The organism is Arthrobacter sp. L77, assembly GCF_000816565.1.
Taxonomy (GTDB): Bacteria; Actinomycetota; Actinomycetes; order Actinomycetales; family Micrococcaceae; genus Arthrobacter_D; species Arthrobacter_D antioxidans.
In genome coordinates, this window is record NZ_JWSU01000001.1 from 185,863 (window position 1) to 209,440 (window position 23,578).

The window sequence follows — 23,578 nt, forward strand, 5'->3', positions numbered from 1 at the left end:
GGTTCGGTGCCGTTCCAGCTGCTATTGAGCCGGCCGACCAGCAGTCCCGCCCATTTGGAAGCGTCATATAGCGGATGCTTCCCGAAAGGAAATGTAAGTGCTTATCGCACAGCGCCCCACCCTGACTGAAGAAGTAGTCGCCGACAACCGCTCGCGGTTCGTCATCGAGCCGCTCGAGCCCGGCTTCGGCTACACCCTCGGCAACTCGCTCCGCCGCACGCTCCTGTCCTCGATCCCCGGTGCCGCAGTCACCAGCATCCGCATCGACGGCGTCCTGCACGAATTCACCACGGTTCCCGGGGTGAAGGAGGATGTCACCGAGATCATCCTGAACATCAAGAACCTCGCCGTCTCCTCGGAGCACGACGAGCCCGTCGTCGCCTACCTGCGCAAGCAGGGACCCGGCGTCGTCACCGCTGCGGACATCGCGCCCCCCGCCGGCGTCGAGTTCCACAACCCGGACCTCCACATCGCGACCCTCAACTCGAAGGGTAAGTTCGAACTCGAGCTGACCATCGAGCGTGGGCGCGGGTACGTCTCGGCCTCGCAGAACAAGTCCGGCGACTCGGAGATCGGCCGCATCCCGGTCGACTCCATCTACTCGCCGGTGCTCAAGGTGACGTTCCGTGTGGAAGCCACCCGTGTGGAGCAGCGCACCGACTTCGACAAGCTCATCGTCGACGTCGAGACGAAGGACGCCATCGCCCCGCGCGACGCCGTCGCTTCCGCCGGCACCACCCTGGTGGAGCTGTTCGGCCTCGCCCGCGAGCTGAACACCGCCGCCGAGGGCATCGAGATCGGCCCGTCGCCGACGGACGCGGCGCTTGCTGCGGACATGGCGCTGCCGATCGAGGATCTCGAACTGACGGTCCGCTCGTACAACTGCCTCAAGCGCGAGGGCATCCACTCCGTGGGTGAACTCGTTGCACGCTCCGAGGCCGATCTCATGGACATCCGCAACTTCGGTGCGAAGTCCATCGACGAGGTCAAGGCGAAGCTCGTGGAGCTCGGTCTGTCCCTGAAGGATTCCCCTCCAGGGTTCGACCTCGCCGCCCGCGCCGCAGCCATCGAAGAGGACGACGCCCCCTTCGGCGACGAAGAGGTCTAACACGCTATCTGTCCGCCCGTCGCTCGCCCGAGCGGCGGGACGGACACCTAATGAGGAGAAAGAATCATGCCCACACCTACAAAGGGCCCACGCCTTGGAGGCGGTCCGGCGCACGAACGCCTGATGCTCGCCAACCTGGCCGCCTCACTGTTCGAGCACAAGCGGATCACCACCACGGTGACCAAGGCCAAGCGCCTCCGCCCCTACGCCGAGCGTCTCATCACGTTCGCGAAGAAGGGCGACCTCGCGTCGCGTCGTCGCGTCCTCGGTGTCATCAGCAGCAAGAGCATCGTCCACGAGCTGTTCACGGACATCGCCCCTGCTGTCGCCAACCGCGAGGGTGGCTACACCCGCATCACGAAGATCGGCAACCGCAAGGGCGACAACGCCCCCATGGCTGTCATCGAACTCGTGCTGGAGCCCATGTCGGCGAAGCAGTCCGTCGTCGCCGAGGCCGAGCAGGCCACGTCGGTCCCCGCGGCAGCAGCGCCCGTCGAGTCGCCCGAGTCCGTGGATTCCGTGGATTCGCCCGAGTCCGCTGACTCCGTCGATTCGGCCGAGTCTGCCGAGTCGGCAGCATCCGCCGAAGAGGTCGCCGCCGAGGACACCACGATCGATGCCGAGGCCGGCACCGACGAGGTCGTCGTCGTCGAAGGCGTCGTGGAGGACGAGAAGAAGTAATTCTTCCCGCCCGACGCACGCCATGACTACGCAAGAGCCCGCCGCCCCCTCGAGGGACGGCGGGCTCTTGCGTGTCCGGCTCGACCTCGCCTACGACGGTGCCCTGTTCTCCGGCTGGGCACTCCAACCCGGGCTCACCACCGTTCAGGGCGTGCTCGAGGACGCCCTCTTCACGCTCCTGCGCCGCCAGGCCCGCCTCACCGTGGGCGGACGGACCGACGCCGGGGTCCACGCCCGGGGTCAGGTGGCGCACGTGGACCTCACCCGGGCCGAATGGGAGTCCATGGCCCGCGGCCGGGACATGGAGCCGTCGGAGGCCTTCCTGCGGCGCCTCACCGGCACGGTCAACCGCGTGCTCACCGAGGGAATCACGGGGCGCGGCCGGTCCGTCAGGAACTCGGTGCCCGCCGTCGTCGTCCGGTCGGCCACCCGGGCACCCGAGGGGTTCGACGCACGGTTCTCCGCGCTCTGGCGCCGTTACAGCTACGCCATCGCGGACGCGGCGACCGGTCAGGACCCGCTGCGCCGCCACACCACGCTCTGGTACCCCGCCTCCCTCGACGTCGCGCTGCTCAACGAAGGGGCCGCCCACCTCCTGGGGATGCAGGACTTCGCCGCGTTCTGCAAGCCCCGCGAGGGCGCCACGACGATCCGCGAACTGCAGCGGTACGAGTTCGTCCGCGGGCACGACGGCGTCATCACGGCGACCGTGCAGGCGGACGCGTTCTGCCACAACATGGTGCGCGCCCTGATCGGATCGACGCTGCGCGTCGGGTCCGGCGAGATGCCTCCGGTGTGGCTGGCCGAACGGCTGGCCGCCCGCCTCAAGGACGCCCGGTCCATCCTGGCCGCGCCGCACCCCCTCGTGCTGGAGGAGATCGCCTACCCGGGCGGCGACGAGCTCGCGGAGCGGGCCGGGCTCACCCGCGCGCGGCGGAACGCCGGACACCTCGTCCGGCCCGGGACACCGCGGGCCGACGCCGTGATCGTCGACGACGCCCCGCCCGATTAGGCGACGACGCGCCGCCGGTCAGGGGAGGCGTACGCCGCCGGTCAGGCGAGGAGGACGAAGCTCGCGAACGCGGCGACCAGCATGCCGGGGCCGAAGGGGAAGGTCGAACCGCGTGAGCCGCGGCGGATCAGCAGCACCCCGAGCCCGGCCAGCCCCCCGAGCAGGAACCCGCCGAGGAGCGTACCCAGCCAGGCGGAGGCCCCGGCCCAGCCCCCGAAGAGACCCAGCACGGCGGCGAGCTTCACGTCCCCCATCCCCATGCCCGCAGGATTGACGAGTGCGAGGACGAAGTAGACCGCGAACAGCGCCGCCGCTCCTGCCGCTGCGCCGAGCAGGCCGCCCCAGTGGCCGCCCGCGGCCGCCGCGAGGAGCAGCAGGAGGAGGGCCACTGCCGTGAAGCGTACGAGGACGGCGTTCGGCAGCAGCTTGGAGCGGGCGTCGATCGCGCCGAGGAGCACGCCGAAGGCTGCGAGGCATCCCACGAGCGGGAGCGTCCACCAGTCGGCCGTGACGGCGCTGCCCGCGCCCGCGAGGACGCCTGCGAGCAGCGTGAGCGGCAGCCGTGCCCGCTCCGGCAGGACGGTGCGCGGATCCGTGCCGGCAAGGGCGAACAGCGCATACGCCAGCGCGGCGGTGAGCAGCGCGGTGACCAGGACGGCGACCACCTAGACGGAGTCCTCCAGGGCGTCGTGCGGAGCCCGGCCCACGTCGCCGTTGACCGGCAGCGTCACCGTGAAACGGCTTCCCTTCCCTGGGGAGCTGACGCAGTGGATGGACCCGCCGTGGCTCTCGACGATCGACTTGGTGATGGCCAGGCCGAGCCCCGCGCCGTCGATGTCCGCCCGGCGGGCAGCGGGCGTCCGGTAGAAGCGTGAGAAGACCTGGCCGGCCTCCTGCTCGGTCATGCCCATGCCGCGGTCGTCGACGTGGAGGTTGATCTCGGATTCGGTCTCCTCCGCGCGGACGATCACGAGGCCGCCCTCGGGGGAGTACTTGATGGCATTGGACAGCAGGTTGTCGAGCACCTGGGAGATCCGCAGCGGATCGATGAGCGTCCAGAGCGGGCTGTGGGTGTCGGTCCGGAGCCGCACACCGTTCTTCTGCGCACGGAGCCGGTTGGAGCGGACGCTCATCTCGATCACGGCCGCCAGATCCACGGGGCGCGGATGCACCCTGACGCGGTCGCCCGCGGTGGACAGCAGATCGGCGACCAGGTGGAGCACGCGCTCGGCGTTGCGGCCCGCGACGTCGACATAGCCCGCGAGGTGCGCGGGCAGCGGGTGGTCGTCCTCCAGGACGAGCTCGAGGTAGCCCAGCACCGAGGTCAGCGGGGCATGGAACTCGTGGGAGATGTTCGAGATGAACGTGTCCTTGGCCGTCACCGCCTCGACCAGCTCGGTGACGTCGCTGCACGCGACCAGGGCGCCGGTGATGCCGCCGTCGGCGTTCTTGATGGGCCGGGCCGCCGTCGAGAGCGCGCGCTGCGCGTCCCCGTCGCCGACCCAGACCAGCTGGTCCGCGAACGTCTCACCCGTGAGGGCCCGATGCACGGGCCGCCGGTCCGGTGGCAGGGGGGTGACGCGGTCCGGGCCGAAGACGAGGGTGTCGTGCTCGTCGTCTCCGGCCGAGAGCCGGTTGAACAGCTCCTGCTGCCGGTTCGTCAGCGTGGTGCTGCCATGGGCGTCCACGGCGGTGAGGCCGACGTCGACCGTGTTGAGGATCGCGGTGAGCACCCGCTCGCGATCGATGGCGGCGTTCAGGAGGTCGGTGAGCTCGCGGTCCTTGCGTTCGAGCTCGGCTTCGCGGGCGTCGGCACCGGCGCTCATGACACGGATGGTGACGCCGATGCAGAGCATCAGGACCGGCAGCAGCAGGGCGCCGGCGTACGAGGACAGGAGCGTCGGATCGAAGGAGCCCAGGAAGGGCCACGCGGTGATGAGCAGGGAACCGCCCACGGAGCAGGCGAGGGCCACCCAGGTGGGCAGCGCGGAGCGCATGAGCCAGAGGACGGGGAAGACGGCCAGCACCCCGAGCGCCGGCTGGACGTCCATCGCACCGGTCCGGAGCAGGGCGATCGCGACGAAGTCGAGGACGGGGATCACGAGTACGGTGCCGCGCGGCAGCTCGTTCCACGGGACGACGACGCACAGGGCCAGCAGGATCAGGATCAGCCAGAAGCCCAGCTCGTAGGTCGGGTCGGCCATCAGGCCGGGCCGGAGGACCGGCGCCGTGAGGGACAGCACGACGACGATCAGCGTGAGCGGGACCTGGCAGAGGATCCCCGCGCGGCCGATGGACATCCTCGACGCCGCGCTCGACCATGACGTGCTGGAGCCGCTAGCCATGCACGAGCCAGGGGACGGGAGAACTCCACATGCTGAATGACTTTCCGACGCTGAGACCTACGTACTGCCCTCATTATGTCGCCATCCCCGCGATTTGCACGCGCATCGGGCACATTTCGCCCGTCCGGACGGCAGAATGGTTGCCATGACGAATCGGCTGGGCTTCACCGCAGGTCGGATGGGGGTTGGAACAGAATGAGCGATCCGGGAGTGGCAGTCGTCATCGAGGACGATGCCGATGTGCGGAATCTGGTAGGGGCTGTGCTTCGACAGTCGGGCTTCGACGTCCATGTGGCGCCGAACGGACGGGCCGGCGTGGACCTGGTGCGCCTGCACGCCGCCACGGTGGTTACGGTCGACGTCGGGCTGCCCGACATCGACGGGTACGAGGTGTTGCGGCGCATCCGCGGGTTCACCAACTGCTACGTGGTGATGCTGACCTCGCGGGGCGACGAACTGGACACCCTCACCGCGCTGCAGTCGGGTGCCGACGACTATCTCACGAAGCCGTTCCGCCCGCGGGAGCTGCGCGCGCGGATCGCGGCGATGCTGAGACGCCCGCGCGCAGCCCCGGAGCCGGCCGTCGAGGGTCCCGGCCCGACGACATCGGCACTGTCCGAGGCGCCGGCGCCGGCGCCGGCCGGCGGGGCGTCGCCGGTCTTCGAGCACAACGGACTGGCCCTGAACGCCTCGGCGCGCACCGTGGTGGTCGACGGACGTGATCTCCCGCTGACGCGCAGCGAGTTCGACCTGCTCAGCGAGATGCTGAAGAGCAGCGGCGCCGTGAGGACGAAGGCCGATCTGGTGCGGGTTGTCCGGGGCGACTACTACGGCGAGGACACCTACATCAGCGACTCGGACGAGCGGGCGATCGAGGTGCACATCGGCAACCTCCGGCGGAAGCTCGAGGAGGATCCGAAGAACCCTCGCTGGCTGCAGACCGTGCGCGGCGTCGGCTACCGGCTGACCCCGGTGCGTGCCTGACGGGTTGCGCGCTCCTCAGGCAGGGTCGAGATAGCGGGTCTCGAGTTCACGGATCGTGTCCAGCCCGCAGCGTTCGATGCCGGGAAGGGCGCGGCGCGCGGCGTCGAGGTCGCCCGAGGAGATGGCTGCCTCGAAGGTCGCGGTGAGGGCTACGAGCCGCTCGGCACCGAGCATGAGGGAGGAGTTGCGGAGGCTCAGCGCGGCCTCGAGGGCCGCGGGCAGGTCCTGGTCGGCGAGAGAGCGCGTGAGCCGCAGGCAGCGGTCCCCGAAGCCCGCGATGTAGTCGCGGGCGAAGGCCCGAGCCGGTCCGGCGTCGTTGAATTGCTGCTCGAGGTGGGCGAGGACCGTGAGGTCCACGAGCGGTGGATTGGGGTGGGCGGCATTCGGAAGCACCGTACAAGCCTACGGTGGGGCCCTGACGATCAGCCGGGAGCCCCCTTACTGCCCGGCGAACGTGTCCATGACGTTGATGGCGGCGGGTCCGAGGAGCGCGATGAAAAGAACGGGCATGATGCACACCATGAGCGGGAAGAGGACCTTCACGGGAATCTTCATCGCCTTCTCCTCGGCGCGCTGCCGACGCTTGATGCGCATCTCGCCGGCCTGCGTCCTGAGTACGGCAGAGATGGAGATGCCGTACTTGTCGGCCTGCAGGATGGCATTGACGAACCTGCGGAGGTCAGGAGTTCCCGTCCGCTCCGCCAGGGCTGCATAGGCTTCCCGCCGCGACATCCCCAGCTGCATGTCCTGCAGGGTCCGCACGAGTTCTCGCGCGAGGGGGCCCTTGCCGTTCTGCCCCGTGCGGGACATCGCTGCATCGAAGCCGAGGCCGGCTTCCACCGCGATGGTCATCTGGTCCAGCGTGTCCGGCAGTTCGAGGGAGATCGCTGCCTGTCGCTCGGTAGCCCGGCTGCGGATCAGCAGATCGGGCACGAAATAGGCGACGACGACGACCCCACCGGCAAGCAGCATCGTCTTGGCGGTAGGAGAGCCGCCGACCAGCAGGAGTCCGAAGCCGACGGCTATGGCCGCGAGGGCCAGCTTGGCAGCCACCAGCCGTCGTAGCGGCCAGGCGGCAGGACGGCCGGCCAGCGCGAGCTGGTGGTCCAGATTGATCACGAGCCGTCGTGGCGTGAAGCGACTCGCCAGTGCTTCGAACGCCTTGCCGTTACTCGAGGAGCGTTTGGACTGCCGTGCGAGTCCTCGGCTCAGGTTCGCCTGGATGTCGCTCTTGCCGGCGACACGTGATCCGAGCGCCGACCAGCAAGCGAGCAGGAAAGCGACGACGAGCGATGCGAGAGCGGCGGCGGCGACGGGTTCCATGGACTGTGTCCTCCTTCGATGCGGAGTGGCTGGTAGGGGAGAGGGGTGTCAGAAGCGGAAACTGACGACCTTGCGGAGCCATACGCCGCCGATGACGAGCAGTACGACCGACACCGCGATCATGGCCAGGCCAACGGGATGCTGGACGAGCGGATCCATGTAACCGGGGCTGATCACAACGAGGATCCCCCCGAGCGCGAACGGCAACACCATGAGCACCAGTGCCGAGATGCGCCCTTCGGCACTGAGCGACCGCACCTGCCCACGGATCTGGTTGCGCTCGCGGATGGTGTGGCCCACCTGATCGAGCACATCGGCGAGGTTACCTCCGACTTCCCGGTGGATTGCGATCGCCTGAGCCACCCAGGAGAAGTCCAGGGAGCGCATCCGAATAGCGGCGTCATCGAGCGCCTCGCCGATATCCCGTCCGAGCCTCGTCTCATTGATGATGCGCGCGAACTCCTCCGAGGTCGGGGCCTCGGATTCCTCGGCGGCCGCGTCGATCGCACGGAGTAGGCTGTGGCCGGCCCGGAGACCTCCGGCGAGGAGCTGGAGTGTTTCATCGAGCTGGTCGGCAAAGGCGGTGCGTCGGCGGGAGGCGAGGAACCGGAGGACCAGGCGTGCGATGAAAGGGCCTGCAAGCAGGGCTGCCAATGCGAGGAGCAGTCCGCCGGCAGAGCTGGCGAGACCAGCAAGAAGGATCGTACCGACGCCGGCGAAGACCACGAACTCCGCCGCACTCATCGTCAGGCCGGCCTGCTCGATCGCCCTCGAGAGGGCTCCGCTGTAATTCCTCTGCCTCAGGACCTTTTCGAGGCGCGCGGTGAAGCGTAGGGCAATGCTGCCCGGCCCGTCTTCGGGACGGCTGGAGGCGCCCTTACTCAGCAGGGTGCGGGGGCGCGCCGGGAGGAGGACGAAGACCACGGTTACCGTCGCCGCATAGCAGAGCAGCAGTCCGAACAGCAGGGTCATCGGCCCGCACCCCGCACTGGTGCAGGAGCAAATACGGAAGGTGACAGGGTGATGCCGAGTTCAGTGAATCGATCGGTGAAGCGGGGCCGTACGCCGGTCGGAACCGGCTTCCCGAGGAAGCGACCGTCGGAGTCGAGCCCGGCACTGTAATCGAAGACGAAAGCGTCCTGAAGGGTGACGATCTCGCCCTCCATGCCCTGGACCTCCGTGACGTGCGTTACACGCCTGGTGCCGTCCCGCAGGCGGGTGAGCTGCACGATGACGTCCACGGCCGAGGCGATCTGCTCGCGGACAGCGCGGAGTGGCAGGTCCATCCCCGCCATCAGCACGAGGGTCTCGAGTCGGGAGACCGCGTCACGCGGCGAATTCGAGTGGACCGTCGAGAGGGAGCCGTCGTGGCCCGTGTTCATGGCCTGCAGCATGTCCAATGTCTCCCCGCCGCGGACCTCGCCCACGACGATCCGGTCGGGACGCATTCGCAGTGAGTTGCGCACGAGGTCGCGGATGGTGATCTCACCCTTGCCCTCGATATTGCTCGGACGGCTCTCGAGGCGCACGACGTGGTCCTGCTGCAACTGCAGTTCAGCGGCGTCCTCGATGGTGACGATCCGCTCGTCCTCCGGGATGAAGGATGACAGCACATTGAGGAGAGTGGTTTTGCCTGTACCCGTGCCGCCGGACACGATGACATTGAGGCGAGCCTTCACGCAAGCGTCAAGCAGTTCGGCCATTTCCACCGAGAGCGTGCCGAACCCGATGAGGTCGTGGACCTGGAACGGGTCCGTCGCGAACTTCCTGATGGTGAGCGAGGATCCGTTGATGGCAAGGGGCGGCACGACGGCGTTGACCCGCGATCCATCGGCGAGCCGCGCGTCGACGAGGGGCGACGACTCGTCGATCCGCCGTCCTACCTTTGCGACGATCCGTTCGATGACCTTGCGGAGGTGCGCCTCCGAGGCGAAACGCACGCCACTTCGTACGAGCTTGCCGTGCTGCTCCACGTAGATCATGTTGGGGCCGTTGACCATGATCTCGGTGATGCTTTCATCGTCGAGGAGGTGTTGGAGTGGGCCATAGCCGAGGACGTCGTCACTGACTCCCTTGATAAGTCGTAGACGCTCCTCCTTGGTGAGTGGCACCTCCTCGGCCTCCACGACCTCCGTCAGTTCCTGCTGGACCAGGGAATAGAGCTGCTCCTCCGTGAGCGCGGCGTCGATGAGGCGGGTGCCCAGCCGCTCGAAGAGGATCGTGCCGGCGCGGTCCTTCAGCTTCGCCAGCGCATCGCGGGCCGGCGGCTCCTCGAAGGAAGCCGACTTCCCCTGCCGGACCGCGGGGGTGCGGGCCATCGGTGGGGCGGGGGTCGAGGAGGCGGTACGCGCGGGTCGTAGGGGAACCGGGGCGGGATCGGCGTCGGGCGATGCCGACCCCGGACCGCCGCTCGACCCCGCGTTGCGGGCGGCTTCCAGCCGCTGGGCGAGATTCACGGGGCGCCGACCCTGTGCCGCGCGGTCCCCTTGCGCGTTGACGGCGTTGATGCGGCCGGCGCCGTGAAGCGCGCCACCAGTGCGCGCATTGCTTTGGACGCCCGGTCCCGGCCCGTGCGTTGCGTCAGGGGGATGCCTTGGTTCGTCGCTAGGCGGACGGCACGCGATGCTGGGATGATGACGTCCACCTCCACGCCGAGTGCGGCCTCGACGTCCTGGCGCGATACGCCACCCCTGGCATCGGCGGCATTCAGCACCAGGTGTCGTTTGAGGGGGTACATGCCCAGTTCGGAGAGGATGTCGAGTTCCTTGCGCATCCCGCGGACGCTCGGGACGTCCGTCCCGGTGACGAAGACGAAGTCGGAGGCCTTGTCCAGCGCGGCGAGTGTGTGGTCGGACAGTCCGGGCGCCGTGTCGACGACCACGTAGCGGTACTGGCTCGCCAGTTGCTCGAGCAGGTGGGTGACGTCGTCGGCCGTCACCTGCTCGGCCGTGTCAGGGGACGATGGTGCACAGAGCGCGTAGAGCCCGGTGGGGTGCGCGCTGAGGAAGGATTTCAGGACCATCGTGTCCCTGCGGGCGGGGCCGTGCACCGCGTCCGAGACGGAATGCTCGGGGGAGATGGCCAGGGCGCTGGCGACGTCGCCGAACTGGAGATCGAGGTCCACGAGGACCGTGCCATGGGGTGCGCTTGAGGCGAGACCGATGGCGAGGCTGCTCGCAATCGTCGTCTTGCCTGCACCGCCCTTGGGCGAGATCACCGCGATCACCCTTCCGGTGGTGCCCCCGGTTCCGGTCTCACCTCCGGTGTCGAGGCTACGGCGGCGAATAGCCGCACTGCGGACCGCGCGGTGCAGCAGCACGCTGATGGCGTCCGGGTCGGCATCAGGTTCGACGACGTCGCGGATGCCCGCGCGCATGGCCGCCAGGACGACGTCGGGGGTAGGGGGTGCGACCAGGAGCACCGCCACTTCGGGGCGCTGCACCTCGAAGGCGGTGGCAAGGTGCAGCGCCCGCTCGAGCGGAACGCCGGGGCCGAGCACCAGGACGTCGAGGAAGACGGGATGGGTCAGTTGGGCCAGGACCTCCTGCGGCTCGGCGGGGAATGATGCTCCCTGCCAGGCATGCACCTCGCCTGCGAGGACACCGGTGGCGGCAGCCTGGAATCGCTGCAGGATGTCGGGATGCGTGCTGATGACGGCGTAACGGCTCATCGATAGATCCCCTCCTGGGTCAGCTCGCGCGTGCCGTCCTCGGTGGCTTCGGATGGTTCCTTGGAGAGCCAGAGAGTGCCGAACTCCTGCGCGAAGACGAGCTTCTCCACATCCGGTGCCGTCCTCGCGAGGGTGACGATGAGGCTGCCTGCAGGTACGCCTGACGCGTCGTCGGCTACCTCACCTTCGACCTCCGCCGGAAGTCCCTGGATCGCGGTGACGAGCACTTTGTGCATCGTCAGATGTGTGACCGGAGCCGGGGGTTGCAGTGTTCCGGCTCCGAGGGAGATGAATACCCCGACGGTGTCGCCGGGGCTGAGTCGACCTCCAGCCATGCGCTGTGGCTCGAGGAGGACGGACACCTCCTGCATTCCTTCGGGGACCTCGATCTCGGTGGGGCCTGCCGCATCCGCCGGGTCGATGAAGCGGGACACGAGGAGCTGCTCGCCTGGTACGAGGTCCACGGTGGTGACGAGTCCGGCGATCTGGGCTGGATCGGTCACGACACCCTCGGCGATCGCCTTGGCCGGCATGGCTTCGGTGGTCGTGCTGAGCAGCGCGTCCTCGGCAGGCGTCCCCGCGGGCACGGTGGCGCTGAGCACCAGCACGTTTTCCGTCTGCGTGCCGGCGAAGGCCCGCTGCTCGGCGCCGTCGACGTAGCCCACCAGCAGGACAGTGCCGAGGAGGGCGAGGAGCCCAGCGGCCACTGCTCCGATGATTCTGTTCTTCACTGGCAGAACTCCTACTTGCTGAGGGCGACGAATGATGCGTTGAAGGAGGCGCCGCCCAGTTCTTCGACGCCGAAGGACTGAAGGTCCTCGAGCGATACGAGCTTGATGAAGCGGCCCTTGATGCCGGCGCAACGGTTGCAGCCGGGTTCATTTTGAAGCTCGCTTGGCCAGCTGTGGGCGGTCACGCGAAAGGCCGCGAAGCCATCCACTTTGTAGCTGACGTTGTTGCCGTTGCCCGATTCGCTGACGTAGACGGGAAGCAGGATCGTCGTGCCGTCGAGGTCGTCGCAGTTTTGCGGTGCACTCTTGCCGGGGTCGCCGCCGATTACCTGATTGACGTCGACCGACGCGCGGCAGCTTTTCTTGTCCGTCTCATCAAGCCAGCCGAAGGCACCGGGAAGCCTGGTTCCGTTGGCGCCTATACAGGTCGAGTCCTTCGTGATCCAGACCTCCTCGGTCGAGTCGCCGGACGACGCCGCATCGAACATGCACTTCGGGGCAGTGAAAGGGAAGACAGTCGCTTTTGAGGGGCTGCCCCAGGAAGCTTTCGCCACGGCCGTCACCGCTGTGGAGTCAATCCCGAGGACGGGAGCGAACCAGTGCCGGATGGCAGTGCCGCCGTCCACCGTAAGGGTGCTGGTCCGCACGGTCACCGAGTTGCCGGTGACGACGGGTGCTGCGGAGGAGACGCCGTCGTTCGAATTGCCACGTGCGAGTTCGTCGGCGGTGGCAGCGGGATTCCTGCAGTTCCCGAGCGCGCAGTCCTGGGCAATAGCAAGAGCTGCCGCGTCCGCGCCGTTCTGGAGCTGCGCCCGTTCGGCGTACACCATTCCGACATCGACCACCAGGGCCGTGATACCGAGCAGGACCACCATGAGGAGAGCCACCATCACGGCGACGGCGCCGTCCTCATTGCGCCTCACCCGCCGCATCGCATGACCGCCTGACCGGTGAGCGGAACAGCATCCGCGAAAAGCCCGGACAGCAGGCTGACCGAGTAGCTGATGGTGACCGTTACATCCGTTGTGGAGGAACACGAGGACGGGCTCACCTGCACGTTCGCGGCGGTGAGCGCCGGGGCGAGGCCTGGGGCGGCGGCAAGAGCCGCGTTCCTGGCCGTATCGGGTTGCTTCTGGATGGCCATGACCCGCACTGACTCGCGCGCCGCAGCGGTGAGCTGGAGTTGGGTGTTGAAGACGCGGCCGAACTCGATCACGCCGATCAGGAGGACCAGCAGGAGCGGCACGACGAGTGCGAACTCGACGGCCGTGGCTCCCTGTTCGGAACGCAATCGTCGCATGTCTTCTACTTCCGAGCTTGGGCATCGTTACGTGGATTGGTCAGCAGCGGCTCTTGACTGCCGCTGCTGACCAATGTGATTCCGACGGAGCTATCTGGTCAGTTCCCTGCGGGATCCGACTAGCCGGCGGTGGTTGTAGGGGTCTTCCAGCCGGTGGGAATCAGGTTTTTGAACATGTCCTGCAGGTCCTTGCCGAAGAGATTCACGCCGACGATGAGCAGGACGGCAATGAGACCCGTGAGCATCGCGTACTCGACGGCGGTGGCGCCGGTCTCTTCGCGGCTGAGGCGGGATTGGACGGTGAATCCGAGGGTGTGCAGGCTTGCTGCGAGATGAGCGAACATGAGGGTACTCCTGAGGGGGGGACAGCGGCTGACCCAGCGCCAGCGCTGCCAGAAAGCTAGCAACGGGAAGCCGCAAGAAACCGGGTCTGCCCTGATCCTGAGCAAGAACTCACGAACCTGCACCGGCTCTGCAGCCACCCTGCGTAGAACCTGCGCCGACGCTGCTCCCTGTCCGAGCACCTCCCGGGAGGCTCCGGTCGCGCCGGCCCGATCGAGGGAGGAACTGCAGGCCGCCCGAGTCCCCCTCCCGAAGGCCCCTGGGAGGGTCCGAGCTTCCTTTTGACCCGCCCTAGTGCGGCAGGCTATCCTTGGGAGTCGTTGTGCGTGTCCCTTCTCGATACGTCTGCGCCCTTCGGAGCGGTTCAGTTGCAGAACCACCTGGCCCGGGGGCGGAGCCGAGATTCACGGGATGACTGGTCGTATTTCAGCCCTCACCTGAAGTTCCGGTAACGCATGAATAAGCTGAGCCCGCGGGTACGGACGCTTCCGTAGTCACGGGCGACACCGAAATAGAAACGAAGGCCATAACCGTGCGTACGTACACCCCGAAGCCAGGCGACATCAACCGCCAGTGGCACGTAATCGATGCAACCGACGTCGTCCTCGGCCGTCTTGCCAGCCAGACCGCAATCCTGCTCCGCGGAAAGCACAAGCCGACCTTCGCTCCCCACATGGACATGGGCGATTTCGTCATCATCATCAACGCTGAAAAGGTAGCCCTCACCGGCTCCAAGCTCGAGCAGAAGCGCGCCTACCGCCACTCCGGTTACCCGGGCGGCCTGAAGTCCACCACCTACGTGGAACTCCTGGACAAGAACCCGGAGCGCGCAGTCGAGAAGGCCATCCGTGGCATGCTCCCCAAGAACTCGCTGGCTGCACAGCAGATCGGCAAGCTGAAGGTCTACCGCGGCGCCGAGCACCCCCACGCCGCGCAGCAGCCCAAGACATACGAAATCACTCAGGTCGCCCAGTAGCCCTGGCCACCAGTACTAAGAAATCACTTCAAGGAGAACCGTGGCTGAGAACACTGAAGAGCTGAATGAACCGACTGAGGAGCTCACGAGCTACACCTCAGAGTCCACCGAAGGCGGCGAGACCGCCGTCAAGGAGCGTCCCGCGCTGACCGTCGGCGGCGGAGCCGTCGGACGCCGCAAGGAAGCTGTCGCCCGCGTGCGCCTCGTCCCCGGCACCGGCAAGTGGATCGTCAACGGGCGCGAGCTCGCCGACTACTTCCCGAACAAGCTGCACCAGCAGGAAGTCAACGACCCCTTCAAGCTCCTCGAGCTCGACGGCGCCTATGACGTCATTGCCCGCATCCACGGCGGTGGACCCTCCGGCCAGGCCGGTGCACTCCGCCTCGGTGTTGCGCGCACGCTGAACGAGATCGACCGTGAGAACAACCGCCCCGCCCTCAAGAAGGCAGGCTTCCTGACTCGTGACGCCCGCGTCATCGAGCGCAAGAAGGCGGGTCTCAAGAAGGCACGCAAGGCGCCTCAGTACTCCAAGCGCTGATCCTTCCAGGACACGCGCAGATGCCCGTCCGGGCTTCCGGACGGGCATCGTGCTTTAACCTGTTCGAGGACCTGCCCTAGCGGTCCACTGTTCTGCACTTAGGATGATCACGATGAGCAAGTTATTCGGAACCGATGGCGTCCGCGGTCTGGCCAATGGCCTGATCACGGCAGAACTGTCCCTCCAGCTGGCCCAGGCGGCCGCCGTGGTCCTCGGCCACAACGCCTCGGACGGACGCCGCCCCACCGCGGTGATCGCCCGCGACCCCCGCATCAGCGGTGAGTTCATCGCGGCCGCCGTCGAGGCCGGGCTCGCCAGCTCGGGCGTGGACGTGTACGACGCCGGGGTCCTGCCGACGCCGGCGGCTGCGTTCCTCGTGGCCGACCTCGGCGCCGACTTCGGCGTCATGATCTCCGCCTCGCACAACGCGGCTCCCGACAACGGCATCAAGTTCCTCGCCCGGGGCGGCAACAAGCTCAGCGACGCGCTCGAGGACGCCATCGAGGAGGAGATGGCGAGGCCTCGCCTGCGTCCCGTGGCGGGCGATGTGGGCCGTATCCAGCGCTTCGCCGACGCCGAGGACCGCTACGTGGTCCATCTCCTCAAGACCCTCCCGCACCGCCTCGAAGGGCTCAAGGTGGTCATCGACTGCGCCCATGGCGCGGCGAGCGGCTGCTCACCCGAGGTCTTCCGGGACGCCGGCGCGGACATCGTCGTCATCGGCGCGGACCCCGACGGCATCAACATCAATGACGGCTACGGCTCCACGCACCTCGAGAAGCTGCAGGCCACCGTCCTTGAGCACGGTGCCGACCTCGGCATCGCGCACGACGGCGACGCCGATCGCTGCCTGGCCGTCGACCACGAGGGGACCATCGTGGACGGCGACCAGATCATGGCCGTCATGGCGCTGGCGATGAAGGATGCCGGGAAGCTCAAGGACAACACCCTCGTGGCCACCGTGATGAGCAACCTGGGGCTGAAGATCGCCCTGCGCGAAGCGGGCGTCACCATCATGGAGACCGGCGTGGGGGACCGCTACGTCCTCGAGGGCATGCGCGACGGCGGCTACAGCCTCGGCGGCGAGCAGTCCGGCCACGTCATCTTCGCCGAATACGCCACCACGGGCGACGGCGTCCTCACCGGGCTTCAGCTGGCCTCGCGCATGGCCGGGACCGGCAAGAGCCTCAAGGAGCTCGCCGCCGTCATGACGAAGCTTCCCCAGGTGCTCATCAACGTCAAGGGCGTGGACCGCGGTGCCGCCAACTCGGACGCGGGCGTGCAGGACGCCGTCCGCGAGGCCGAGGCGGTCCTCGGCGAGACCGGACGCGTGCTGCTGCGCCCCTCGGGCACGGAGCCGGTGGTCCGCGTCATGGTCGAGGCTGCCGATCTCGCGACCGCCCAGCGCATCGCGGAGGACCTCGCAGCGACGGTGCAGGAGCGCCTGTCCCTCGAACCGGTCGCCTGACGCGGCGCCTCCGCACGCCTGACCCGGCGCCTCCGCACGCCGGCATACGCTACCCGGCAGCGCCGCGCCCTGTCCTCGGCACGACGACGAGCTGCGACTCGGCCGGGAGCTCGGCACCCCCGGGCGTCCGGAAGGCGACCGGCAGTCCCCGGGCGCTCGGCCAGTCCGTGCTGTCCGTGACCTGGACGTGGACGTGCGGCTGCGTGCTGTTCCCCGAGTTCCCGCACTCACCGATCAGCTGACCCGCCTGCACGCGTGTCCCCACGCGGACGCTGAGCGAGGACCGGCGCAGGTGGGCGACCAGCACGAAGGGTCCGTCGGCGCCCAGCGCGATGACCACGTGGTTGCCGGCGATGGCGCCCCGCCCGTGCCGGAGGCGCTGCGCCTGCCCGGCCATGTACGGCACGAGCGCCAGCTGCGACCGTCGCGCCGCGTGGTCGTCCTCGCCGTCGTGGGCGATGACGACGACGCCGGCGGCCGGTGCCAGTACAGGTGCGCCGAAGCCGATGAAATCCTCCGCCGGCTCCGTGGCGACCAGGCTACGCCAGGTCCTCGGCGCCGGACGGCCGTCGTCATCCACGGGGACGAGGTCGATCGCATAGGTGGTGCCCATGAGGTCGGTGCCGTGACTCGGGACGCGACGCGCGGGGCTGTTGCGTGCGCGGAACCGCCCCTCCAGCGGATAGTGCAGCAGCACCGGACCGCCGTCCGCAGCAGGATCTCCCATGCGCTCCATTGTCGTCCTCCCGCCGGCCGGGAGCGAGGCCCACGCGGCCGGGGGCGAGGCCCACGCGGCCGGGGGCGAGGCCCACGCAGGAACGCCGTCAGTCCACGCGGGCTGCACCGCTTCGGACGCACGCCGAGACCTGCGCCCGGCACGGCCGGTCGCAACCCGCAGAGCCGGCCGGAGACCCGACAAGCAGGCGCGCGACGGCGTCGTCGTACCGCGACAGGGCGATCTCCGCGATCAGCGGGCTCGGGAGCAGGGGCGCACTCACCACATCGGCGCCGGCCTTCGCCAGCTGGTCGTGGAAGTAGCCGGGGGCCAGCAGGTAGGACGCGACCGCGACCCGCTGCCCCGACTCCGCCCGCCGGGCCGCGACGGCGTCGGGGACGGACGGGGCGGCCTTCGATCCGAAGCCCGCCCGCACCCGGCCCGTCCGGAGCTCCGCGAGGACGGCCTGCACCTCGGCGACGTCCTCCGCGGCACAGGCGTCGGAGGACCCCGCGGCGGCCAGCACCACGGCGTCGGCGTCATCCACCCCGGCCTCGGTGAGCCGCTGCTGCAGCACCCGGGCGAGCCGCGGATCCGGGCCCAGCGGGAGAGCCGATACCGTTCCGGGCCGGCTCGCGGCCGCCCGGGCGATGTCCACCTTGACGTGGTAGCCGACGGAGAGCAGCAGCGGCACGATGACGGCCGGCCGGCCCGCAGGAAGGGCCGCCACCACGTCCACGAGGTCCGGCTCCTGGACGTCGACGTACGCCTCGCGGACCTCGACCTCCGGGCGGAGTGCCATGATCCCGGCGCGCACGGCATCGATCTCGCGCCTGCCCTGGGCGTTGTCGGTGCCGTGGGAGCAGGCGATGAGGACGGGCGGGCTGTCCGGTGACGGATTCACGGTCATGGCTGCCATTGAAGCACCGCCCATGGCTCAGGCGGCAACGTGGACCTCGATCATGCCGTCCCTACACCGCACGGGATAGGCACGAAGCCCCTCGCCGCCGGACAGGCAGGCCCCGCCGGCCAGATCGTAGACCTCCTTGTGGAGGGGCGACGCGATAGTGGGTTCCGTCCCCCGTGATCCGATGATCCCCCGCGCCATGACGGCGGCCCGGGTCCGTGGATCGATGTTGCCGACGGCGTACACCCGGTCGCCGGGCAGCCGGAACAGGGCGATCTGTTCGTGGCCGACCAGCGCCGCCTCGCCCCAGCACTCCTCGAGGTCGTCGACGCGGCAGACGGCGACCCAGGTGGTGCCCGAGGGGGCAGGACGCTGCAGGATGAGCTCGGTCATGGCGTTCTCCTCGGTGACGGATGCGTTCCCGCAACGCTAGGCGACGGACGTGTCATCGAGGTCCCGGCGCTGTTGCGCGGCGGTAACGTGCGCCTCACGGCGGGGACTCCTGCCGGTGAGCCCGAAGTTAACGCTGCGACACATCGCCGACACATCGGAGAAATTGCCTGTTCGTACCGTGGAGGGAGCAGCGGGAGCGCCCCGGTCCGGACGGAAGGCAGCACATGAGCGAGACCCGATCATCCCGGCCCGCCGGGGCGGCCGCCGTGCCGCAGGAACGGCGCGTCGTCGTCGTGGGCGGTGGGCCCGCCGCCCACCGGTTCGTCGAGGCGCTGTGGCGGCGCGGGATGGACGGGCTGCACCTCACGGTCCTGGCCGAGGAGGCCCACGCACCGTACGACCGCGTGGCCCTGAGCAGCGCATTGACCGGCGACGTGGACCTCGGACTCGGGGAGCCGCTCATGTGGCGGGAGCCGGCGATCCGGCTCGTGACGGGGGAGCGGGCGGTCCGCCTGGACCCCGCGGCGCGGTACGTCGAGGGCGCCTCCGGCGAGAGGTACGCGTACGACGACGTCGTGCTGGCAACCGGCTCCGACGCCGTGCGCCTGCCGCTGCCGGGCGCGGAACACGCCGCGGTCTACCGCACCCTCGCCGACGTGCAGTGGCTGCGGTCCGAGACGGCCCGGCTCACCGCCGCCCTCGGCCGGCAGCCCCGCGCCGTCGTCATCGGGGGCGGGCTGCTCGGCCTCGAAGCCGCCGGTGGACTCCAGCAGCTCGGCGCCTCGTCCACCGTGGTCAACCGCGCCGGCTGGCTGATGAACGCGCAGCTCGACCAGGGCGGCGGCCAGGCGCTCGGCCGGCTCATCAGCGCCAGGGGGCTGGGCATCCACTGCGGAGGAGCGCCCGTCGCCATCGGGACGGACGACGCCGGCAGCGTCACGGGCGTGGCCCTGAGCGACGGCGCCGTGCTCCCGGCCGACCTCGTGGTGTTCGCCGTCGGCATCCGGCCGCGCGACGAGCTCGCCCGGGACGCAGGGCTCGACGTGGCACCCCGCGGCGGCGTGGTGATCAGCGCGGCCTGCGGGACCGGGATGCCCGGCGTCTGGGCGATCGGCGAAGTGGCGAACTACGAGGGCGTCAGCATGGGGCTGGTGGCTCCCGCGAACGCGATGGCTGAGGTCTGCGCCGACGGCATCCTCGGAGGCCACGCGAGCTTCCCCGGCTTCGACACCGCCACCAAGCTCAAGCTCTCGGGCGTCGAGGTCGCGAGCTTCGGGGACGCCCTCGCCGAGACGGACGGCAGCCTCGAGATCGTCTACGCCGACCCCGCCCGGGGGCTCTACCAGAAGCTCGTGGTCACCGATGACGCGAAGACGCTCCTCGGCGGGATCTTCGTCGGCGACGCCGCACCGTATTCCGCGCTGAGACCGCTGCTGGGACGCGAGCTGCCCGCCGAGCCCGGCGCCTACCTCTCCTCGGCAGGGGGAGGCGATGCCCCGCCGTCGGACCTGCCCGACGACGTCATCCTCTGCTCCTGCAACAACGTGACGGCCGGGGCCTGCCGGTCCGCGGTCCACGGATCAGGTCCGGACGGGGCGGCCGCGGAGCCCGCGCTCGACCTGCCGTCCCTCAAGGCATGCTCGCGTGCCGGGACCCAGTGCGGCTCCTGCGTCCCCATGCTGAAGAAACTGCTCGACGCCGAACTCACGAAGGCGGGTCGCACCGTCGCGAAGGGCATCTGCGAGCACTTCGCCATGTCACGGCCCGAACTCTTCGAAGCCATCCAGGCCCTCGACCTCGCGTCCTTCCAGGAGATCATCCACCGCTTCGGGGCCTCCGAGGAGGCGAGGACCGGCCACGGCTGCGACATCTGCAAGCCGGCCATCGGCTCCATCCTCGCCACGCAGCGCGGGGAATACGTGCTCGACGGCGGACGCGGGACCCTGCAGGACACCAACGACCGCGCCCTCGCGAACATGCAGCGCAACGGCACCTACTCCGTGGTGCCCCGCATCCCCGGCGGGGAGATCACGCCGCAGAAGCTCGCGGTCATCGCGCAGGTCGCCGAGCAGTTCGGCCTGTACGTGAAGCTCACCGGGGCGCTGCGGATCGATCTCTTCGGGGCCCGGCTGGAGCAGCTGCCGGAGATCTGGAAGATCCTCGTCGAGGCCGGGTTCGAATCCGGTCAGGCCTACGGCAAGGCGCTGCGGAACGTGAAGTCCTGCGTGGGGTCCACCTGGTGCCGGTTCGGCGTGCAGGACTCCGTGGCGATGGCCATCGACCTGGAGCTGCGGTACCGCGGGCTGCGGGCACCGCACAAGTTCAAGATGGGCGTGTCGGGGTGTGCCCGCGAGTGTGCGGAGGCCCGGAGCAAGGACGTCGGCGTGATCGCCACCGACCAGGGGTGGAACCTCTACGTGGGGGGCAACGGCGGCTTCCAGCCCGCACATGCGCAGCTCCTCGCCCAGGACCTCGACGGCGAGACCCTCATCCGGTACATCGACCGCTACCTCATGTACTACATCCGCACCGCCGACCGCATGCAGCGCACTGCGCGATGGATGGACGATCTCGACGGGGGCCTCGACCACGTGCGCGACGTCGTCGTCGGGGACTCCCTCGGCATCGCCGCGGACCTCGAGGCCGCGATGGCCCGCCACGTGGAGCACTACGAGGACGAGTGGGCCGCCACCCTCAGGGACCCGGACAGGCTCCGCCGGTTCAGGTCCTTCGTCAACGCGCCCGACGCCGCCGACCAGTCGATCGTCCTCGTCGAGGAACGCGGCCAGCGCCGCCCCGCCACGCAGGCGGAGATCGACGCCGGAGCCGCCCGGGTGGGTCTGGGCGCCGTGATCCCCGTCCGCGTCCCGACGGGACCTGCTGCAGAGAACCTGGAGGGCTGAGCCGTGCACCTGGACATCGATCTGACCGGACGCCGCGTGGTGGTCGTCGGAGTCGCGCGGGGGGCGCGGAGGATCGTCGCCCGGTACCGCGCCGCCGGGGCCGACGTCGACCGGTTCGACACGGTCGCGTCGGCCGTCGACGGGCTCGACGGCGCCACCCTCGTGGTCCTGGTGGAGGGTGCGCGTGCCGCCCCACCGTGTGCATCCGCGCAGGACGACGTCCTGCGGCAGCGGTGTCGGGACACCGGCGCGCTCCTGACCCGGGAGACGGCCGCCTCCGACACCGGGCACGTGAGCCTGGTGGGCGGCGGCCCCGGAGCCCGCGGACTCCTGACCCTCGATGCGGCCGCCGCGCTCAGGGACGCCGACGTGGTCCTCTACGACCGGCTCGGGCCGACGGAGGCCCTGGCCGAGCTGGCACCCTCGGCGGAACTCGTCGACGTCGGGAAACTGCCCGGCCACCACCGCGTGCCGCAGGCCGGCATCAACGCCCTCCTGGTGCAGCACGCCCTCGCCGGACGGCATGTGGTGCGGCTGAAGGGCGGCGACCCCTTCGTGTTCGGACGCGGGAGCGAGGAGCTCGCCGCGTGCCTCGACGCGCGGGTGCCCTGCACCGTGCTGCCGGGCATCAGCTCGTCGATCGCCGTCCCGGCGGCCGCGGGCATCCCCGTGACGCACCGCGGCATCAGCCACCTCTTCACGGTGGTCTCCGGGCACGCGCCGCTGACCGACGAGGAACACCTCCACCTCGCGGGCCTGGGCGGGACCATCGTGGTCCTCATGGGCGTCTCGACACTGCCCCAGCTCGTCGCGGGCCTCGGCCGGGCGGGGATGCGCCCGGACATGCCGGTGGCCGTCGTCGAGCGCGGGTACAGCGCATCCCAGCGGACGACGTCGGGGATGCTGTCGACGATCGTCACGGCCGCGGGTGCCGCACGCTGCCAGTCGCCCGCGGTGCTGGTCATCGGCGAGGTGGTGCGTGTGGGGCTCCAGTTGCAGGGCAGCGCCGCGCACCTCGCTCGCCTCACCGAGTCGCTGGCGTCATGACCGACGCCATCCGCTCCGACGGCTCGGCCGGCCAGTTGGCCGGATTCCGCATCGGTGTGACGTCGGACCGCCGGTCGAGTGACCTGATCGACGCGCTCGAGCGGCGGGGCGCCTCCGTGCTCCACGCGCCGGCGCTGAAAATCGCCCCGATCGCGGAGGATGTGGCGCTCCTCGCCGACACGGCCGCAGTGGTGTCCGCCCGCCCGGACCTCTTCATCATCACGACCGCCTACGGGATGCGCCGCTGGTTCGAGGCCGCCGACGCTGCCGGGCTGGGCGACGACCTGCTCGACGTGCTCGGGAACGGCCGCATCCACGTGCGGGGTCCGAAGGCCAGGGGAGCGGTGCGTGCGGCCGGGCTGGACGACGTCGGCATCAGCTCCGACGAGACGACGGCGACCCTCGTGGACCAGCTGCTGCGGGAGGATCTCGCGGGCCTCACGATCGGCGTCCAGCTGCACGCCTACGCCGACGAGCACCAGCTCGAACGGCTCAGGGACGCGGGCGCCACGCTGCTCACCGTCACGCCCTACCGGTGGATCAAGCCGGAAGGCTCCGAACGGCTGCCCCGACTCATCGAGGCCGTGTGCGGCGGTCAGCTCGACTGCGTCACCTTCACGAGCGCACCCGCGGTCGACGCCCTCTTCAGCACCGCGGCCGAGCAGGGCATGCAGGAGGACCTCGTGCACCGGTTCCGGCACGGCGTCCTCGCCGCCGCCGTCGGGCCGGTGACGGCGCAGCCCCTGCTCGACGCCGGGATCACGCCCATCGTCCCCGAACGGTTCCGCATGGGTGCGCTGATCCGGCTGGTCTGCGACCAGCTGGCCGAGCACCACGTGGAGCAGCTCTCCACGCGCTCCGGCCATGTCGTGGTGCGGGGCCGGTCCGTGCGCGTGGACGACGTCCCGGTGGATCTCGCCCCCGCCCAGCTGGCGCTCTTCAAGGCGCTGCTCTCGGCCCGCGGCGCGGTGCTCAGCCGGGAGGCCCTGACGAACCTCCTCACGCCCGCCGGTGCGGCCCACGCACTCGACATGAGCGTCAACCGCCTGCGGAAATCCCTGCCGGACCCGACCCTGGTCGAGACCGTCGTCAAGCGCGGGTACCGGCTGCACGTCTGACCGCGACCGCGGCGCGA

General features: G+C 69.4%; 24 protein-coding genes. 10 read left to right on the top strand and 14 right to left on the bottom strand.

Annotated features, from left to right (window positions below):
• Window positions 1-97 precede the first annotated feature (97 nt).
• The 3 genes from RY94_RS00945 to RY94_RS00955 all read left to right on the top strand — a co-directional run bounded on the left by RY94_RS00945 (window position 98) and on the right by RY94_RS00955 (window position 2,801).
• Window positions 98-1,108 (top strand): DNA-directed RNA polymerase subunit alpha, encoded by a 1,011-nt coding sequence (locus RY94_RS00945; RefSeq protein WP_043440664.1) that lies wholly within the window; start codon window positions 98-100, stop codon window positions 1,106-1,108.
• Between the two features lie 66 nt (window positions 1,109-1,174).
• Window positions 1,175-1,789, top strand: a complete 615-nt coding sequence (gene rplQ / locus RY94_RS00950) for a 50S ribosomal protein L17 (protein WP_043440666.1) — start codon at window positions 1,175-1,177, stop codon at window positions 1,787-1,789.
• 22 nt (window positions 1,790-1,811) lie between these two features.
• Window positions 1,812-2,801 (top strand): tRNA pseudouridine synthase A, encoded by a 990-nt coding sequence (locus tag RY94_RS00955; RefSeq protein WP_082045959.1) that lies wholly within the window; start codon window positions 1,812-1,814, stop codon window positions 2,799-2,801.
• 41 nt (window positions 2,802-2,842) lie between these two features.
• Here the strand turns inward: RY94_RS00955 and RY94_RS00960 are convergent, their stop codons facing one another.
• Together RY94_RS00960 and RY94_RS00965 are read right to left on the bottom strand one after the other, a co-directional pair.
• On the bottom strand, window positions 2,843-3,466 hold the full coding sequence (locus RY94_RS00960) for a prepilin peptidase (protein ID WP_052273784.1): 624 nt from the start codon (window positions 3,464-3,466) through the stop codon (window positions 2,843-2,845).
• Entirely contained in the window at window positions 3,467-5,146 is a 1,680-nt protein-coding gene (locus RY94_RS00965; RefSeq protein WP_082045960.1) for a sensor histidine kinase, read from the bottom strand.
• Window positions 5,147-5,341: 195 nt separating this feature from the next.
• Here RY94_RS00965 and RY94_RS00970 point away from each other — a divergent pair, with 195 nt between their 5' ends.
• On the top strand, window positions 5,342-6,130 hold the full coding sequence (locus tag RY94_RS00970) for a response regulator transcription factor (protein WP_043440672.1): 789 nt from the start codon (window positions 5,342-5,344) through the stop codon (window positions 6,128-6,130).
• 15 nt (window positions 6,131-6,145) lie between these two features.
• Here RY94_RS00970 and RY94_RS00975 read toward each other — a convergent pair whose 3' ends face one another.
• The 9 genes from RY94_RS00975 to RY94_RS01015 form a co-directional block, all read right to left on the bottom strand.
• Window positions 6,146-6,523, bottom strand: a complete 378-nt coding sequence (locus tag RY94_RS00975) for an Hpt domain-containing protein (protein ID WP_156134962.1) — start codon at window positions 6,521-6,523, stop codon at window positions 6,146-6,148.
• A gap of 45 nt (window positions 6,524-6,568) precedes the next feature.
• Window positions 6,569-7,453 (bottom strand): type II secretion system F family protein, encoded by an 885-nt coding sequence (locus RY94_RS00980; RefSeq protein WP_043440674.1) that lies wholly within the window; start codon window positions 7,451-7,453, stop codon window positions 6,569-6,571.
• 48 nt (window positions 7,454-7,501) lie between these two features.
• The gene (locus RY94_RS00985; RefSeq protein ID WP_043440676.1) at window positions 7,502-8,425 is read right to left on the bottom strand and encodes a type II secretion system F family protein; all 924 of its coding nucleotides are present in this window, start codon (window positions 8,423-8,425) and stop codon (window positions 7,502-7,504) included.
• Window positions 8,422-9,909 (bottom strand): CpaF family protein, encoded by a 1,488-nt coding sequence (locus tag RY94_RS00990; protein ID WP_043440678.1) that lies wholly within the window; start codon window positions 9,907-9,909, stop codon window positions 8,422-8,424. The genes RY94_RS00985 and RY94_RS00990 overlap by 4 nt, the downstream gene beginning before the upstream one ends.
• The gene (locus RY94_RS00995; RefSeq protein ID WP_043440681.1) at window positions 9,906-11,123 is read right to left on the bottom strand and encodes an AAA family ATPase; all 1,218 of its coding nucleotides are present in this window, start codon (window positions 11,121-11,123) and stop codon (window positions 9,906-9,908) included. The genes RY94_RS00990 and RY94_RS00995 overlap by 4 nt, the downstream gene beginning before the upstream one ends.
• Window positions 11,120-11,854 (bottom strand): Flp pilus assembly protein CpaB, encoded by a 735-nt coding sequence (cpaB, locus tag RY94_RS01000; protein WP_043440683.1) that lies wholly within the window; start codon window positions 11,852-11,854, stop codon window positions 11,120-11,122. The genes RY94_RS00995 and cpaB overlap by 4 nt, the downstream gene beginning before the upstream one ends.
• 11 nt (window positions 11,855-11,865) lie before the next feature.
• On the bottom strand, window positions 11,866-12,777 hold the full coding sequence (locus RY94_RS01005) for a pilus assembly protein TadG-related protein (RefSeq protein WP_197060557.1): 912 nt from the start codon (window positions 12,775-12,777) through the stop codon (window positions 11,866-11,868).
• Window positions 12,774-13,154, bottom strand: a complete 381-nt coding sequence (locus RY94_RS01010; protein ID WP_043440685.1) for a TadE/TadG family type IV pilus assembly protein — start codon at window positions 13,152-13,154, stop codon at window positions 12,774-12,776. Before RY94_RS01010 ends, RY94_RS01005 begins: the two co-directional genes overlap by 4 nt.
• Window positions 13,155-13,273: 119 nt before the next feature.
• The gene (locus RY94_RS01015) at window positions 13,274-13,498 is read right to left on the bottom strand and encodes a Flp family type IVb pilin (RefSeq protein ID WP_043440687.1); all 225 of its coding nucleotides are present in this window, start codon (window positions 13,496-13,498) and stop codon (window positions 13,274-13,276) included.
• A 530-nt stretch (window positions 13,499-14,028) separates the two neighbouring features.
• Between RY94_RS01015 and rplM the strand changes: the two genes are divergently transcribed.
• The 3 genes from rplM (at window position 14,029) to glmM (ending at window position 16,478) form a co-directional block, all read left to right on the top strand.
• Window positions 14,029-14,472 carry a 50S ribosomal protein L13 gene (gene rplM, locus RY94_RS01020; protein WP_043440690.1) on the top strand — a complete coding sequence of 148 codons (444 nt, stop codon included), beginning with the start codon at window positions 14,029-14,031 and terminating at the stop codon, window positions 14,470-14,472.
• A gap of 40 nt (window positions 14,473-14,512) precedes the next feature.
• Window positions 14,513-15,010, top strand: a complete 498-nt coding sequence (gene rpsI / locus RY94_RS01025; RefSeq protein WP_043440692.1) for a 30S ribosomal protein S9 — start codon at window positions 14,513-14,515, stop codon at window positions 15,008-15,010.
• Between the two features lie 112 nt (window positions 15,011-15,122).
• Window positions 15,123-16,478, top strand: a complete 1,356-nt coding sequence (gene glmM, locus RY94_RS01030; RefSeq protein WP_043441264.1) for a phosphoglucosamine mutase — start codon at window positions 15,123-15,125, stop codon at window positions 16,476-16,478.
• 49 nt (window positions 16,479-16,527) lie between these two features.
• On the opposite strand, the gene RY94_RS01035 is transcribed toward glmM, so the two are convergent.
• From RY94_RS01035 to nirD, 3 genes are all read right to left on the bottom strand, one after another.
• Window positions 16,528-17,205 carry a M23 family metallopeptidase gene (locus RY94_RS01035; RefSeq protein WP_052273855.1) on the bottom strand — a complete coding sequence of 226 codons (678 nt, stop codon included), beginning with the start codon at window positions 17,203-17,205 and terminating at the stop codon, window positions 16,528-16,530.
• 97 nt (window positions 17,206-17,302) lie between these two features.
• Window positions 17,303-18,112: a CbiX/SirB N-terminal domain-containing protein gene (locus RY94_RS01040; RefSeq protein WP_043440694.1), complete on the bottom strand. Its 810-nt coding sequence runs from the start codon at window positions 18,110-18,112 to the stop codon at window positions 17,303-17,305.
• An 18-nt stretch (window positions 18,113-18,130) separates the two neighbouring features.
• The gene (nirD, locus tag RY94_RS01045) at window positions 18,131-18,493 is read right to left on the bottom strand and encodes a nitrite reductase small subunit NirD (RefSeq protein ID WP_043440697.1); all 363 of its coding nucleotides are present in this window, start codon (window positions 18,491-18,493) and stop codon (window positions 18,131-18,133) included.
• Between the two features lie 224 nt (window positions 18,494-18,717).
• Between nirD and nirB the strand changes: the two genes are divergently transcribed.
• Genes nirB through RY94_RS01060 form a run of 3 tightly spaced genes read left to right on the top strand, consistent with a single transcriptional unit; the run spans window position 18,718 to window position 23,561 of the window.
• Window positions 18,718-21,396 carry a nitrite reductase large subunit NirB gene (gene nirB / locus RY94_RS01050; protein ID WP_052273787.1) on the top strand — a complete coding sequence of 893 codons (2,679 nt, stop codon included), beginning with the start codon at window positions 18,718-18,720 and terminating at the stop codon, window positions 21,394-21,396.
• A 3-nt stretch (window positions 21,397-21,399) separates the two neighbouring features.
• On the top strand, window positions 21,400-22,443 hold the full coding sequence (gene cobA, locus RY94_RS01055) for a uroporphyrinogen-III C-methyltransferase (protein WP_043440700.1): 1,044 nt from the start codon (window positions 21,400-21,402) through the stop codon (window positions 22,441-22,443).
• Window positions 22,440-23,561, top strand: a complete 1,122-nt coding sequence (locus RY94_RS01060) for a uroporphyrinogen-III synthase (RefSeq protein WP_043440702.1) — start codon at window positions 22,440-22,442, stop codon at window positions 23,559-23,561. The genes cobA and RY94_RS01060 overlap by 4 nt, the downstream gene beginning before the upstream one ends.
• Window positions 23,562-23,578: the final 17 nt, after the last annotated feature.

Coding starts and splice junctions, on each gene's coding strand:
- rplQ (WP_043440666.1), top strand. CDS start 1,175: ATGCCCACACCTACAAAGGGCCCACGCCTTGGAGGCGGTCCGGCGCAC.
- RY94_RS01060 (WP_043440702.1), top strand. CDS start 22,440: ATGACCGACGCCATCCGCTCCGACGGCTCGGCCGGCCAGTTGGCCGGA.
- RY94_RS00955 (WP_082045959.1), top strand. CDS start 1,812: ATGACTACGCAAGAGCCCGCCGCCCCCTCGAGGGACGGCGGGCTCTTG.
- RY94_RS01010 (WP_043440685.1), bottom strand. CDS start 13,154: ATGCGACGATTGCGTTCCGAACAGGGAGCCACGGCCGTCGAGTTCGCA.
- glmM (WP_043441264.1), top strand. CDS start 15,123: ATGAGCAAGTTATTCGGAACCGATGGCGTCCGCGGTCTGGCCAATGGC.
- RY94_RS01040 (WP_043440694.1), bottom strand. CDS start 18,112: ATGGCAGCCATGACCGTGAATCCGTCACCGGACAGCCCGCCCGTCCTC.
- RY94_RS01035 (WP_052273855.1), bottom strand. CDS start 17,205: ATGGGAGATCCTGCTGCGGACGGCGGTCCGGTGCTGCTGCACTATCCG.
- RY94_RS00980 (WP_043440674.1), bottom strand. CDS start 7,453: ATGGAACCCGTCGCCGCCGCCGCTCTCGCATCGCTCGTCGTCGCTTTC.
- RY94_RS00985 (WP_043440676.1), bottom strand. CDS start 8,425: ATGACCCTGCTGTTCGGACTGCTGCTCTGCTATGCGGCGACGGTAACC.
- RY94_RS00970 (WP_043440672.1), top strand. CDS start 5,342: ATGAGCGATCCGGGAGTGGCAGTCGTCATCGAGGACGATGCCGATGTG.
- nirB (WP_052273787.1), top strand. CDS start 18,718: ATGAGCGAGACCCGATCATCCCGGCCCGCCGGGGCGGCCGCCGTGCCG.
- RY94_RS00965 (WP_082045960.1), bottom strand. CDS start 5,146: ATGGCTAGCGGCTCCAGCACGTCATGGTCGAGCGCGGCGTCGAGGATG.
- RY94_RS01015 (WP_043440687.1), bottom strand. CDS start 13,498: ATGTTCGCTCATCTCGCAGCAAGCCTGCACACCCTCGGATTCACCGTC.
- nirD (WP_043440697.1), bottom strand. CDS start 18,493: ATGACCGAGCTCATCCTGCAGCGTCCTGCCCCCTCGGGCACCACCTGG.
- RY94_RS00995 (WP_043440681.1), bottom strand. CDS start 11,123: ATGAGCCGTTACGCCGTCATCAGCACGCATCCCGACATCCTGCAGCGA.